This is a genomic window from Paenibacillus sp. V4I9 (genome assembly GCF_030817295.1).
Classification (GTDB): Bacteria; Bacillota; Bacilli; order Paenibacillales; family NBRC-103111; genus Paenibacillus_E.
The window spans coordinates 6,410,159-6,424,430 of the sequence record NZ_JAUSZE010000001.1 but is presented as its reverse complement, the minus strand read 5'-3'; the positions used below and the strand labels follow the sequence as shown (position 1 = coordinate 6,424,430).

10 protein-coding genes are annotated in these 14,272 nt (G+C 44.9%); 8 read left to right on the top strand and 2 right to left on the bottom strand.

Annotated elements, in window-relative coordinates; all coding sequences use genetic code 11:
* Window positions 1–71 precede the first annotated feature (71 nt).
* The 6 genes from QFZ81_RS29635 (at window position 72) to groL (ending at window position 5,390) form a co-directional block, all read left to right on the top strand.
* Entirely contained in the window at window positions 72–563 is a 492-nt protein-coding gene (locus QFZ81_RS29635; RefSeq protein WP_029197035.1) for a MogA/MoaB family molybdenum cofactor biosynthesis protein, read from the top strand.
* Between the two features lie 14 nt (window positions 564–577).
* Window positions 578–1,573: a molybdopterin-binding protein gene (locus QFZ81_RS29630; protein ID WP_307607076.1), complete on the top strand. Its 996-nt coding sequence runs from the start codon at window positions 578–580 to the stop codon at window positions 1,571–1,573.
* A gap of 216 nt (window positions 1,574–1,789) precedes the next feature.
* Entirely contained in the window at window positions 1,790–2,329 is a 540-nt protein-coding gene (locus tag QFZ81_RS29625) for a twin-arginine translocase TatA/TatE family subunit (RefSeq protein ID WP_307605649.1), read from the top strand.
* 70 nt (window positions 2,330–2,399) lie between these two features.
* Window positions 2,400–3,158, top strand: a complete 759-nt coding sequence (gene tatC, locus QFZ81_RS29620) for a twin-arginine translocase subunit TatC (RefSeq protein ID WP_307605648.1) — start codon at window positions 2,400–2,402, stop codon at window positions 3,156–3,158.
* A 227-nt stretch (window positions 3,159–3,385) separates the two neighbouring features.
* Window positions 3,386–3,667 carry a co-chaperone GroES gene (gene groES / locus QFZ81_RS29615; RefSeq protein WP_028553854.1) on the top strand — a complete coding sequence of 94 codons (282 nt, stop codon included), beginning with the start codon at window positions 3,386–3,388 and terminating at the stop codon, window positions 3,665–3,667.
* Window positions 3,668–3,761: 94 nt separating this feature from the next.
* Window positions 3,762–5,390 (top strand): chaperonin GroEL, encoded by a 1,629-nt coding sequence (gene groL / locus QFZ81_RS29610; protein WP_056830967.1) that lies wholly within the window; start codon window positions 3,762–3,764, stop codon window positions 5,388–5,390.
* A gap of 459 nt (window positions 5,391–5,849) precedes the next feature.
* Here groL and QFZ81_RS29605 read toward each other — a convergent pair whose 3' ends face one another.
* Window positions 5,850–10,085, bottom strand: a complete 4,236-nt coding sequence (locus QFZ81_RS29605) for a GGDEF domain-containing protein (RefSeq protein WP_307605647.1) — start codon at window positions 10,083–10,085, stop codon at window positions 5,850–5,852.
* Window positions 10,086–10,355: 270 nt separating this feature from the next.
* On the opposite strand from QFZ81_RS29605, the gene QFZ81_RS29600 reads away from it, so the two are divergent.
* On the top strand, window positions 10,356–10,673 hold the full coding sequence (locus QFZ81_RS29600; RefSeq protein WP_307438761.1) for a hypothetical protein: 318 nt from the start codon (window positions 10,356–10,358) through the stop codon (window positions 10,671–10,673).
* Between the two features lie 137 nt (window positions 10,674–10,810).
* Entirely contained in the window at window positions 10,811–11,569 is a 759-nt protein-coding gene (locus tag QFZ81_RS29595; protein ID WP_307605645.1) for a C1 family peptidase, read from the top strand.
* Window positions 11,570–11,611: 42 nt separating this feature from the next.
* On the opposite strand, the gene QFZ81_RS29590 is transcribed toward QFZ81_RS29595, so the two are convergent.
* Window positions 11,612–14,131 (bottom strand): O-antigen ligase family protein, encoded by a 2,520-nt coding sequence (locus QFZ81_RS29590; RefSeq protein ID WP_307605644.1) that lies wholly within the window; start codon window positions 14,129–14,131, stop codon window positions 11,612–11,614.
* Window positions 14,132–14,272 lie beyond the last annotated feature (141 nt).

The window sequence follows — 14,272 nt, the reverse complement described above, 5'->3', positions numbered from 1 at the left end:
AAATGAAAGTCGACGATCACTCAGGTTAGTGGGGTTATCTCATTCAGTTAACAAGGGAGAGGTGACGAAGGATGCACTGGAAAGTTGCGATTTTGACAGCCAGTGACCGCGGTTACCGAGGAGAACGAGAAGACACTAGCGCTCAGGTAATCCGCGAGCTGATTGAAGAGGAAATTCAAGGCGAGATCATCGAATACCGTGTTGTTCCGGATGAGATGGATGAAATCATGGCTTCATTAATAGAAATGACGGATTATTATCAGGCAGATTTGATTTTAACGACTGGCGGTACGGGACTAGCCCCCCGAGATGTGACACCGGAAGCAACGCTCAATGTGATTGATCGGGTAGCACCGGGGTTTGCAGAAGCCATGCGGATGATTTCGATGCAAAAAACACGGAAAGCGATGCTTTCCAGAGCGGTATCCGGCATTCGCGGGCGCACGTTGATCATTAATTTGCCGGGCAGCCCCAAGGGCGTGCAGGAGAATCTGATGGCGATTATCGATCAGCTCCCGCATGCGCTGGGGATTCTGACAGGCAAAGAAGGTGACCATGGGTGAGCGAACGTGAATCGATGCTACGTGAAGTCAAAGTCGAAGATGCCATCGGCATGATTTTGCCTCATGATCTGACTCAGATTTTGCCCGGTGAGTTCAAAGGGCGCCTGTTTCGCAAAGGCCATCAGGTGACTGAGGCCGATATTCCTGCGCTTCTGAGCATCGGCAAAGAGCATATCTATGTGATGGAGCTGCAGCCTGGCTACCTGCATGAGGATGAAGCTGCGCTGCGCATGGCAAATGCGATAGCTGGAGAGCACCTCACGCTGACAGAGCCGCATGAGGGCAAAGTGAACGTGAAATCGGCGATTCACGGCTTGGTCAAGATCGATAAGGCGTTCGTTGACAGTGTGAACGCCATCGATGAGGTCGTGTTGTCGACGATTCGCAGCAACATGGTCGTTCAGGCAGGCGCTTCGTTAGTCGGTACGCGGGTGATCCCGCTGATTGTGGACGAAGCGAAGGTTGTGGAGGTCGAGCGCCTAGCTGCCGCTCGCCGTGAGGAGGGCTTCACCTTGCTTGAGGTGAAGCCGTTTCGCAAGCTGCGCGTCGGCGTTATTACGACGGGCAGCGAGGTCTTCAAGGGCCGAATTAAGGATAAATTCGGCCCGGTTGTGAAGGAGAAGCTGGCGCAGCTCGGCTCCGAGGTGGTAGACCAACGCTTCGCGCTCGATGACAGCGAAGCGATTGTGGGTGAGATCCACGCGCTGCTAGCGCTGGGCGTGGATCTGGTTTTGGTCACGGGCGGCATGTCCGTGGACCCGGATGATCGCACACCGGGTGCGATCAAGCAGGCCGGCGCCCGCGTGGTCAGCTACGGCACGCCGATGCTGCCGGGCTCGATGCTGATGATCGCCTACCTGGGCGAGGTGCCGATCATGGGCTTGCCGGGTTGCGTGATGCACGACCCGTACACGTCCTTTGATGTGCTGCTCCCGCGGATTTGCGCGGGCGAGACCATCGTGCGCAGCGACATTACGGAGATGGGGTACGGTGGGTTTTTTCAGTGCTAGCTGGTGCTGCTACTAGCGGTAGCAGTAGCAGTAGTTGATGAGAGATTGCAAGGTATGTATCATTTTCGATTATGGATTTGGTTCCTTTATCAGCGATATGATTGTACGAGGTTTAGTGTTTGATTTTGTTGTGTGAGTTGTTTTAAAGGTTGCAAAACTGATTTTGCTTTTTAAAGCATATTCGGACATTTTGCTGCATTTTGTGCAGGAAATTAGATGAATTTACTACGCAGCTTGCAATTTACTGCAAAATCTGCAATGACGCAACAAATGATGGAGATGAAGTCCATGTTTCAAAATATCGGTTTCACCGAGCTCTTATTAATAGCAATCGTTGCTCTTGTGCTATTTGGACCGCAGAAGCTGCCCGAAATTGGCCGTGTACTGGGGCGCACGATCAGAGATTTTAAGAAAGGCGCTCATGCCCTGTTGAACGATGACCCTGAAGAAACGCCGAAGCCTGCAGCCCAGGTCAAACCTGCTCCGCAGGTTTCGACTCAAGGCGGAGCGGCCTCATCAAACGCTGTCGAAGCAGGTGCTCCTTCAGCAAGAGCGGCAGTGGAGTTTGTATCTGCAGCTCCAGCAGTAGTCGAGTCGGTTCCCCCAATGGATGCACCAAATGCCTCTCCGGCAGCAGTCTCCGCTGTGGAAGAACCGTCCGTCACTCCGACGGCACCCGCTCGAACGGACGCACCACCTGCCTCCTCGGCAGCGCCTATCGCGCCGCCAAGCAACACGCGGCGTCTACCAGACTAGCCGCTTTCTTTTCAGCATAACAAGTGCTTCAGCCGTATAGGTTTGATCCACTAGATCAGGTTGGTGAAATATGACAACGAACGAAGAAATGTCACTCGTAGAGCACCTTGGTGAGCTGCGCAAACGAATTATGTGGGTTCTGGTCGTCCTGGTCATAGGGATGGTAGGCGGACTAATCTGCGCGAAGCCGATCATTCGTTACCTCAAAAACATTCCGCCCGCTGATAGCATCAGTTGGAACGTTTTTTCCCCGTGGGATGCCCTGCGCTTGTATATGAATTTTGGTTTGGCCGTAGGTATTCTTATTACCCTGCCGGTTATTCTTTATCATATATGGGCGTTTGTTAAGCCTGGCTTACGCGAGGCTGAGCAGAAGGCTTCGATTATTTATATTCCTTATGCGTTTTTGCTATTTTTGGGAGGTCTTTCGTTCGGTTATTGGGTTGTTTTTCCGATGGCCTTTTACTTTACTTCCTCCATTAGCCGGAGTCTAGAAATCACGGAGATGTATGGCGCGGCGCAATATTTTACATTCATGTTCAACATCATTCTTCCACTGGCTATTGTGTTTGAGATGCCGATTGTCGTGATGTTCCTCACGAAGATTCGCCTTTTGAATCCGAAGCGTCTGCACAAGTTCAGAAGGTATGCTTACATGCTGCTCGTTATTTTATCTACGGTTATCACGCCGCCGGATGCGATATCGGCTATCTTAGTGGCTTTACCGCTTATTGTTTTGTATGAGTTTAGCGTATTTATGTCGGGATTCATCTATCGCAAACAGTTGGCGAAGGATGCTGAGTGGGAGCGGGAGTTCGGTCCTAAATGAGAAAACAGTCTGCGTTATGTGCAGGCTGTTTTTCTTTTTTTAAAGGGAATATTTGTTTTTCATTTGGGTAGAATGAGGGGGGTGTCCAAAAGTATGAAAAATGTGTAAAAGGACTTGCAAATTACTCCCAGAATGAGTATCATAAGAATTGTTGTTAGCACTAAACACATTCGAGTGCTAATAATCGACAAAACCATTACCAATTTTCTAAAGGAGGCTATTTTTCCATGATCAGACCGTTAGGTGATCGAGTAATCATTGAAGCCGTTGCGAAAGAGGAGACTACAGCAAGTGGCATCGTGCTGCCAGATACAGCTAAAGAAAAACCACAAGAAGGTAAAGTTGTAGCCGTAGGCGCAGGCGCGTTGAAAGATGGCGTACGTGTTCCGCTTGAAGTAAGCGAAGGCGACCGCATCATTTTCTCCAAATACGCTGGAACTGAAGTGAAATACGAAGGCCGCGAACTGTTGATCTTGCGCGAAAGCGACATTCTCGCTGTATTAGCCTAAATTTAGCAGGATATAGATCGGCAACAAGCATACTTAGTTTTTCCGTTTTACTACTTACTATGTACAGGTTCTAAATTAGAGGAGGTTTCCTATCATGGCAAAAGAAATTAAGTTCAGTGAAGACGCACGCCGCGCGATGCTTCGTGGGGTAGATGCTTTAGCTAATGCTGTAAAAGTAACCCTCGGTCCTAAAGGCCGTAACGTTGTTCTTGAGAAAAAATTTGGCAGCCCGTTGATCACAAATGACGGTGTTACGATCGCGAAAGAAATCGAGCTTGAAGATGCTTTCGAAAACATGGGAGCACAACTTGTTAAAGAAGTTGCTACCAAAACAAACGATGTTGCTGGTGACGGTACAACAACTGCAACGGTTCTAGCACAAGCTATGATCCGTGAAGGTCTGAAAAACGTAACTGCAGGCGCTAACCCAATGGTTATCCGCAAAGGTATCGAGAAAGCTGTTAAAGCGGCTGTAGAAGAGCTTCAAGCTATCGCGAAGCCAATCGAAGGCAAACAATCCATCGCACAAGTAGCGGCAATCTCTGCTGCTGACGAAGAAGTAGGCGAATTAATCGCTGAAGCTATGGAAAAAGTAGGTAAAGACGGTGTTATCACAGTTGAAGAATCCAAAGGATTCCTTACTGAACTAGAAGTTGTAGAAGGTATGCAATTCGACCGTGGTTACACTTCCCCATACATGATCACTGACACGGATAAAATGGAAGCTGTCCTTGACAACCCATACATCCTGATCACTGACAAAAAAATCTCGAACATCCAAGAAATCTTGCCTGTTCTTGAAAAAGTGGTTCAATCCGGTAAACAACTTCTGATCATTGCTGAAGATGTTGAAGGCGAAGCACAAGCAACGCTTGTTGTAAACAGACTTCGTGGCACATTCACTTGCGTAGCTGTTAAAGCTCCAGGTTTCGGTGACCGTCGTAAAGCTATGCTTGGCGATATCGCTGCTCTAACTGGTGGTCAAGTGATCACTGAAGAGCTTGGTTTGGATCTGAAATCCACGACTCCTGACCAATTGGGTAGCGCGCGTCAAATCCGCGTAACCAAAGAGAACACAATCATCGTTGATGGCGCTGGCGACAAAAAAGACATCGGCGCACGTGTTACTCAAATTCGCGCACAATTGGAAGAAACAACTTCCGATTTCGATAAAGAAAAACTTCAAGAGCGTTTGGCTAAACTTTCTGGCGGCGTAGCTGTTATCAAAGTTGGCGCAGCGACTGAAACTGAGCTGAAAGAGCGCAAACTTCGTATCGAAGATGCTCTGAACGCAACTCGTGCAGCTGTTGAAGAAGGTATCGTTTCTGGCGGTGGTACAGCCCTCGTTAACGTGTACAACGCAGTAGCTAAAGTAGTAGCTGTTGGCGATGAGCAAACAGGCGTAAACATCATCCTGCGCTCCCTAGAAGAGCCAGTTCGCACAATCGCAGCTAACGCTGGTCAAGAAGGCTCCGTAATCGTTGAGCGCCTCAAGAACGAAAAAGTAGGCATCGGCTATAACGCAGCAACTGGCCAATGGGTGAACATGTTCGAAGCAGGTATCGTTGACCCTGCTAAAGTAACTCGTTCCGCACTGCAAAACGCAGCGTCCGTTGCAGCTATGTTCTTAACAACAGAAGCTGTTATCGCTGACAAGCCAGAAAAAGACAAACCAGGCATGCCTGACATGGGCGGCATGGGTGGAATGGGCGGCATGATGTAATAAAGGTTAAAAACCCTTATATATCAAGGGTTTAGAGTGAGTCATATACCAATTTGACCTCATTCTGACCGCATCGCTCTGAAAATAGAGGTTTTTCAGGAGTTCTCCGAACTTTTGAGAGACCTCTTTTTTCTATCTTATGGTGACATGCAAGATAGATGTAATTGGTCGTGTCATCCTCCTATTATCTATGTTCGGATATTATTTTCAATAAAAAAAGCCCATCTGGGCTTATTGTGAAGGTTTTTCGATGTTCTCAACATGGTGTGCATCTAAGGTTTGTTGGATTCGGTCGATCTTCAAATCCATCACTTCTAATTTAGTTAATATCTGCTTTAACAATTCTTCCATAGCATTCACCTCAGTGAACATTATAACATTTTTCTACTTTTTATTTATTAAAATATGTAGATTTATACTTATTTATATCTTATCTACAGTTATAACTTTTTCATAACTTCAAAGCTCCCAAGCCGCAACAACCTTATTCTTCCCCGTCTGCTTCGCAGTAATCTCCGCCGTATCGGCCTGTTCAATCAATTCCTCTATCGAAGTTGGACTACAGAGCTCTAGGGAAGATACGCCCACACTGATGGTGATTTGGTAAGGGCGCCCGAAGGCAAATTCTCTTTCAATTTCGCCTCGCAGTTGATGGGCAATCTTGAGGGCTTTTTTCCCGTCCGTTTTAGGTAAAATTAGAATAAGTTCCTCACCGCCATATCGTCCAGCGATATCGCTTTTTCTTAAATTAAACCGGAAAATATCTGCGATTTCTCGTAAAACGCGGTCCCCTTCCGGGTGTCCGAACTCATTGACCCTACGGAAATTATCCACATCGATCATGATCACGGATAAGTCGAGGTTATAACGTCTAGAGAGCTCGAATTCTTCCCTCAGCTTTTCCATGAAATAACCGCGTAAATAAAAGCCGGTTAGGTTATCAATCACCATCTCTCTATGCAAGAGAACGTTGATAATATGCGGTTTGATGAAAGAAAGAAAATGCTCCATATGTTGAAGCTTTGTTTTGGTCATACCATCTACATAAACCTGGAGCGTAATAGCTTGATCACCTCGCTGAAAGAGAGTGAAAGTGTGGGCCCAGCTATCTTCACTTCGGCTTTGGTAGGCAATCAATTCATCGTGGTCTCTGAGTCCGGAAGCCGTAACGAAAACCTTTTGCTTATAATGCAGCAGTTTGTAGGTGATGGCCAGTTGAATAACTGGAAAGTAGTCAAAAAGTGCCTTGGTCAACCGCTGCATCGTTGTCATTAGATCCAAAGTTTCGGTAACCTGTTCACTGAGCTCGATGATGATTTGTAAATCCAAGGAGAGAAGCAACCATTGCTCGCGGTCCGCAATCATTTTTTGAACAAAATCATCCTGCATGATAGCGGGTGATGCCGGGGCAAAGGTGGGTCGAATAACCCGTTCCATGCAAGCGGTCAAGTAGGGACGCCAAGTTTCCTTTTGAATAATCTGATAACCATTTAACGCCCGTCGCAAATACAGCATCGCATTTTGTACATCGCCCTCATACATGGACCTCTCAGCCGAAAGTCTATAATAATCTGGCCAAAAGATATCAAAAGAGCATCGTTTGAGATAAGCTTCAAAGTTTTCGAACCAAATCCCCGTATTCTCCGAGCGAAGCTCTAAGAGGAGCGTAAGCAATTCTCGGTAAGCCCAACCAGCATACATCCCTGAGTTATTTTTCGAAATAAATTGTTCAAAAAGCTTGCAGGCTAGCTCCAAATTTCCCTCTCTAGTTTGGAACAGTGCGTCCAAGAAGAATGAGGTGTTCTCATATTTCAAGAAGCCCGGGACGGTGATAGGTTGATTTTGACGGAAGGCGACATAACCTTGTAAAACGGACAATAAAGCCATACTCGACTCTGTGATTTGCTGCTCGAACAGGAGGGTTTCTAGTTCTTGAAACAGTTCCCGCTGCTCCCATTCAAGTGCGTATAACAACTGATTCGTTAAATAAGTCTCGGCCAAATCCTTGCGCCGCAATTCGTCAACTTGTAGGACACGTTCTTTGTGATAGTGGTAGCTGGCCAAGTCTCCTTGATTTAATGAAAACTCCATCGCATTCAGATGACCTACTTGTTCCTTGATCGTGTAGCCAGAGCGCTTGGCACCTTCAATCCCGCGATATACATACGTATTGATCAGCTTATTGTTGCTCTGATAGGAATATAAATCATAGAGACGGAGCATGAGGTCCGTATGAGGTGAAGTTTCCAAAAGCGGTTCTAACTTAGCTGCAATGGATAAAGCCCACTCCTCGGTTTCAGGAAAATGAATCAACATATTAATCGTATAATAGTTCGTAATCTCCGCAAAATGGCGAAGTGAAAGCAAATTTCTCTTTGGATAGACGACCTCGGTATAGAAGACATGGAGCTTACGCACCTCTTCATCCTGTAGAGGGAAACAGAGATTGCTGGTGTTGAGTAGAAATGCAGCCCGTACCCGGTCTTCTAATGCCTGACTTTCGTCGAAAATAAAGGGGAACAGCTGCTCACGTAAAATATAAACATCCAAATCATTTTGCAAGATGCGGATATACATCCACCCGAAGCGATCCGTGATTTTGCCTGTTCGTTCGTATACAGTTAGTGCCAATTGTTCGGAAAGAGCAAATTGGTTAAGCAGTAGATACATTCTACTTAGCAGCCTGTCTAGGAAAATAAGATAAGGCCGTTCTAATTTTTCATATAAATATTTGATGCGTTCTAATAATTCAACCTTTTGTCCATAAGAGAGAAGGGAACGGATTTGTTTATAATATTTTAATAGCAAATAATATTCTACTTTATACTCACTCGCTTGGCTGGATAGTGTAATGAGTTGAGGTAAGCCAAGTGGGCGGAATTGATGCTGGTAATTCAATGCTGTTTGGTAGTAAGACATTAGTTGAACTGGAGGCAGCTCCTGTAAGACCAATTCGGTAATTTCAGTTGAGATAAATAAACTATCATTGTGACTGACATGAACAAGGCCAAGCTCTGCCAGCTTCGTAACCGAAGAGAGGATGATTCCTACATCCATTTCATTAGCCTTAAACAGGGAAAATACGCTTATTGGCATAGGCAAACAACATAGGAGCCGTAATAGCTCTATTTCCTCATTGTCCAAAAGGGAGATCCGCTTAGAAAACAAGTGAAGAGAGTGGAGTTTTTCATATTCAAGATGGAATGCAGTTGTTTTGTGCCAGCCCTTGTTGGTTAGATGAATACTTCCGGATTGAATAAGCTCCTCCAAAATGATGCGGCAGTGACTAAAGTTGATTTTGTGCTCATAAAACCAATTTTTCAATTCGCATATTAACGTGGAATCAGCTCGTCCAAATTGTGAAGACAACAGCTGTTCATAGATCGCTTGGTCCGAATGATGGATTTCAAGCGTTTGAAAGGAGATGCCAGTGAATTGAGAAGGTATCTGACTGCCGCTGAAAATAATATGTAAGCCAGTCATTTCATGGCCATGCACTCGCCAAAAGTTGAGGAGAATAAACTGGGAATCTTCATCAAAGAGTTCGCTGTTTTCAAAAATATAGAAAATGTTTTGAACAGGGAACATCGGGATGATTGAAGAAAAAAATTGGTTCAACCATTCGGTTAGCAGATAAAGGATATCGTCCCCTTCATAGTGCTTTTTAAGAAGCTGATCAAATTTACGAGAAAGATTCCGCAGCATGGTGATTGATTCAGGAAATAAGCCATAAGCGAGATGCAAGGTTCGGGAGACCACTTCACGTAAGGTTGAATAAGGAAGTCCTTGGGAAACAATCTTGAAGAAATAGCCTCTTTCTAACATCTCATTGACATTCTGAGTGTAAACATCAAATCGAATAGCCTCATCCTCACAAACGAGCCCTAATAAACGTTTCTCAATTGACTGTAAAAAATTTCGAAAAAGCTTTTGATGCTCTTGCGTAATTGGCGCAGCGGCAGGGTGCAGCCATTGTGGGCTGCTATGGGAAATAAGCGGTTGCACCTGCTCAGGCAGTTGAAAGGATGCTCGAATGATATCGGCAATTTCATCTGCGAATAACATAGTTTCTGGCTCAGTACGAAGACGCTCTGATAATTGCACCAGGTTATTTGGCACGGAGTCGGAGCCATATATCGTATGAATCAGCAGATGGATAGCTTCAAAATCAGCAGCTCGGGAAAGAAGAAATCGCCGTGCATAACGCGGAAATGAAGTGAATGAAAAGTCCGTTAATAAATGATTAATAAATTCGATAGCGGAAGGGAATGGTTGGACATCGATGATAATGGCTAACGTTTTTGGATCGAAAAAAAGCTGCTCTGGCAGCAAAAAGCCCATATAAAACTGTTCTTCATGCAGAATGGAAAGCGCTCTACAAATGGAGATTAGCAATTTTCCTTTGGATTCATCACTTAATGCTGCTTTTTCTATATGTGAAAACGGCAAATAGCCTTCTGGCAATGGAGAAAGCTGAACGACGAGATTGCCCTCAACAAGATTCCAATCCAGCGGCTGACGGAAATAATCTCCTTTAGCGGCTTTCGCCCAAGAGAGCAAACGAGTCTCGATTTGTTTTTCATGGAAATAATTCCAAAGCTTGTGATGGAGATGCATCTCCGAATAATCTAGAGCATGAGAGTATGTTAAATGACGAAAGTTGGATTTCGTGTATTGAGTTGTATGATTCATCATACTCCATCCTCCTTCTAAGGTATGGGGATTCAAGACGCAGGGGATGGGATGATACCATCAAAATACTTCATTTCTCAATTGTAACAAATATATGAAGCAAAAGGGAGAGAATCATGGTGCGATTAGCCTGCCTTTTTCGGGTCTGCTTGGACATTTAACCTGCTTGGCCCAAAAAAAACGCCTATTTATTGGCAAAATAGGCATTGGTACATTCATTGGACTAGGGATAAACGTATACTAACATAAACCTATAGAGGAGTTGACCCACCAATGGATCATTACAAACCTAACCAACTCAGCCCGCTTAGCCAACCGTTCCAACCTAGTCAAATCAGCCCGTTTAGCCAACCTAGCCAACCTGGCCCAGGCAAACCATATCAATGTCCACCGACTGACCCGATCATGACAAGTCCAGAAAGAATAGTAAGAGACTTCTACCACCCACAGAAAGTTCAAGTTATTCATCCTATTCAAATCGTTAACCGCCACCACTGCGTTCCTGTCTATGAGCATGTGTACACTTGTTCTGAGGAAGATGAGTATTGCGGCACTCACCCGCATCCGCATCAGGGTATGCTGCGCGACTAGATGATAAGGAAGCCATCAACTGATATCCATTTGTGGGATAACGGTTGATGGCTTCTCTTATTCTAGAGAAACGGAGTGTATACATATTTTAGTGGTAAATGTATAATTATGTATTATATTGGAAAGGGTGTGTGGTTATGTCGAATCGTGTGTTCCCATTAAAGCGGGAAAAGCGTGATTTACGCGATTATCATTTTATGAGCACAGCGTTTAAGTCCCCGGGCGAGCTGCCCAAGAAAGTTGACTTACGCTCAGACATGTCCCCCATTGTCGATCAAGGTGCACTCGGAAGCTGTACGGCTAACGCCATAGCAAGCGGGCTTCGAGAGTATTTGCTCGTAAGCAGTCAGGAGAAGTGGACAGCCCTTTCTCGGCTTTTCTTGTATTGGCACGAACGCAAGCTCGGAGGTCATGTGGGTGAAGATTCAGGGGCCTATATCCGAGATGGGATGAAAGTGCTCCAGAAGATTGGCGTTTGTCCAGAGGAAGATTATCCATACAACATTGCTGATTTCAGAGATACTCCCGATCCCAAAGCAGAACGGGATGCAGCTAATTACAAAATCAAAGACTACCACCGGATCACGGATTTATATGCTCTCAAGGCAGCACTGGCAGAACAATCACCCGTTGTTATCGGCATGATGTTGTATGAGAGCTTCCAATCCCCTGAAGCAGCCCAAACGGGTAAAATTCCGGCTCCGAAGAAGAAGCGTGAACGGGTACTGGGCGGACATGCCATGTTGGCAGTTGGCTATGTGGACCGTGGCCAGTCAGGTCATGTCATCGTGCGCAACAGCTGGGGCGAGGACTGGGGAGATCAAGGTTACTGCTATATTCCTTATAAAATGTTTCAGGATCCAGACAGTGTGATGGATATGTGGACGGGACGGTAAATGAAAAGCAAAAGGCACCACATCACTGTGGCGCCTTTTTTTCTATTTCAACTGAAAGTTTGTAGCTATGATTGCATCAATATTCTGTTTCTCCGCTGGATCCTTGGCAATGAGCTTGTCAAGAAGGGCTTGATCCTTCGTGCCTTGCTTTTGTAAAGCAGCCAAATACCATCTAATCAGAACTCGATTCGTTTGGTCATCTAGATTTTCAGAAATGTGAGGTTGAATGGTTGCAGCTGCACCTGCATAATCACCGCGCATATAACTGATTTGCCCTGCATTTAATGCCATGCTAGGTGTTACAGCAAACGCACGGCCCTGTGCTTGTTCTTTCGGTAGGTTTTTCAAGGAATCTACCCGCGCTAGAACGTCCTTGTAAGTGGCGAGAGCATTATCGAGTCTAGTGTTGTATTCTTGCATATTATTCTTTTCTCTAGCTTGATTCGCAAGATCAATGCCTAGAGACATACTCTTTTCATACATTTCAATATACCATGGATAATTAGGAATCTGAGCGTTTGACCAGTCTAACGCTTCTTGCTTGTTCCCTTTGATGAGAAGCATATTGAGCTGCTGCATCGCCACCATGCGGTTATGCGGTTCTTTTTTCAATAACTGGTTAAGAAGATCTTGGGCTTGATTGAAAAAAGCTTCACCCTTCTTCGGGTCTTCCTTCTGCATCTGATTAGATACTTGAAGTAGAATCCCAATTCGGCTGACCTGTCCTGTTAACAAATAGTCAGGATGAGCAGGATGCAGAGAGATCGCTTTGTCCAGTGGAGCTACGATTTGGTTGTAATCTTGACTCTTTTTAACAACCTCAAGTGTCTGCTTATATGAACTATTCGCCGAGACTAGTTGAGCCGAGATATAGAACATTATGATCGATAAGACAGCCAGGACCGCCGGGAACATTTTGTGAAGCGCAAGTGAATCAGACTTTAATCGTATCGGAGCCGATGTACTGTTACTCAGCATCCCGCCTAGTGCAAGGAACAAAATAGCGCCCAAATACACATAGCTTAAATCAAAGTCAATCATACTGTGGACCAAGAGTGAAATTGTTACGATGAAAAATAGGAAGTGCAGATCTCGCTTCTCTTGTGAACTTTTGATGTAGCTTCGTATATAGAACACCATGACAGCAATGACGAAACCAATGAAGGCAAGGAATCCGAGCGCGCCGGCCTCAACCAAGTATTGAAGAGCGAAGTTATGAGCCTGGCGACTTGTGTATGGGTTGTTTTGATACTTCTCATATAAAGAAGCCCAAGCGCCACCGCCTGCTCCAATAATCGGATAATCCGACCACAGCTTCACAGCATCCTTATAAAAAGTTCCGCGCTCCAGAACGCTGTGCTGTTGGAAGTTAATATTTTCGATACGTGTTTTCACGTTGTCTGGAAGAATGTTTTTAAAACCAGTGTCACTTAGGATTAGAATGGCTCCTACTACCCCAACAACAATTGCTGCGATCGGAAGAATGAAGGTAGCAAATTTCTTAGAATCGAAACGAGCCGTGATGCGCTCTAACCAAGGAGCACCGAGGCGTTGAATAACGATAGCCAGCACAGAGAAAACTACAGAAGCAATCAGCAAGATTAACCAACCGTTCCAAGATTCTGATGCACTAGGCTGTTTTTGTAATCCGATTCCGATATCTGTCACTTTTTGTAGAATGACCAATGACGCTGCAAATGCTAGACCAAATTGTATGAGTGCTAGAATCTGTCTACTAATTGAAAAGAAGAAAAGCATAATTAAGAAAACAACCGGAATAACCACTATCGCACCACGAGAGAGCGTTAACCAGAACGAAACAATGATTGGTACCAACATGATTGCATGTGGGAGAACGACGTACCATTTGCGAGACTTCACAATGAAGAATAGTGATCCAAGGGACAATGTGATTAAAAAGGCAGCATACGTATTCGCATATTGGAAAACAGACGTTAAACGTAAACCGTTAGAGTCAGTCATAATGGCATCGCGGTACAAGTAAGGTGTATTTGGATCCATAAGAGCGAACCATCCTACCAAGTGCCCAGCGAAGTTTCCGTTGCCTAACCAGTACAAAAGTCCGAAGAGGACAATGAAATAACCGGAAATAATTAACAAACTGGCAAGAATCGACGTGCCAAGCTTGTTTTTTGTCAGAAATACACCTAAAATGAAGAAGGTTGCATACAGCATTTGGATGTAGACCATATTGGTTGCCAGATAGTGAGAGGCTGAATTCGATAACGAAATCACGTAAGTCAGCGGCATTAGCAAGACCAGAATGGTCAATACATCTTTCTGTTCCTTAAGCTTGAATAAAAAGAAAGCAAGGATTGCAATAAGCAGCAATATGATGGAGGACCATACGGAAGCCGAGTAGATTGTTCTCTCAAAATCGTAAGTTCCACCATTAAACAACGCCCGTTGAAACGGCGCCCAGAACATAAACAAGCCTGTAAACACTACTAAAATCCAAAAAATAACAGAGCTCTTCTCTGTCGTTATCGTTCCATTCGCTTTTGCACGCGAAGCCGCGTAGGCATTCTTACTTGCACTCATGACAAAACAGTCTCCTTCTTCGCTAAAGTTCGACTTTATTTTAGCATACTGGAAGAGGGTTTCCAAATGGAGATTATTATTTATTATCCCAGTTTAATGTTCACTTGTGGTCTATTCATATAATAAATTTTCAGAAGAGGT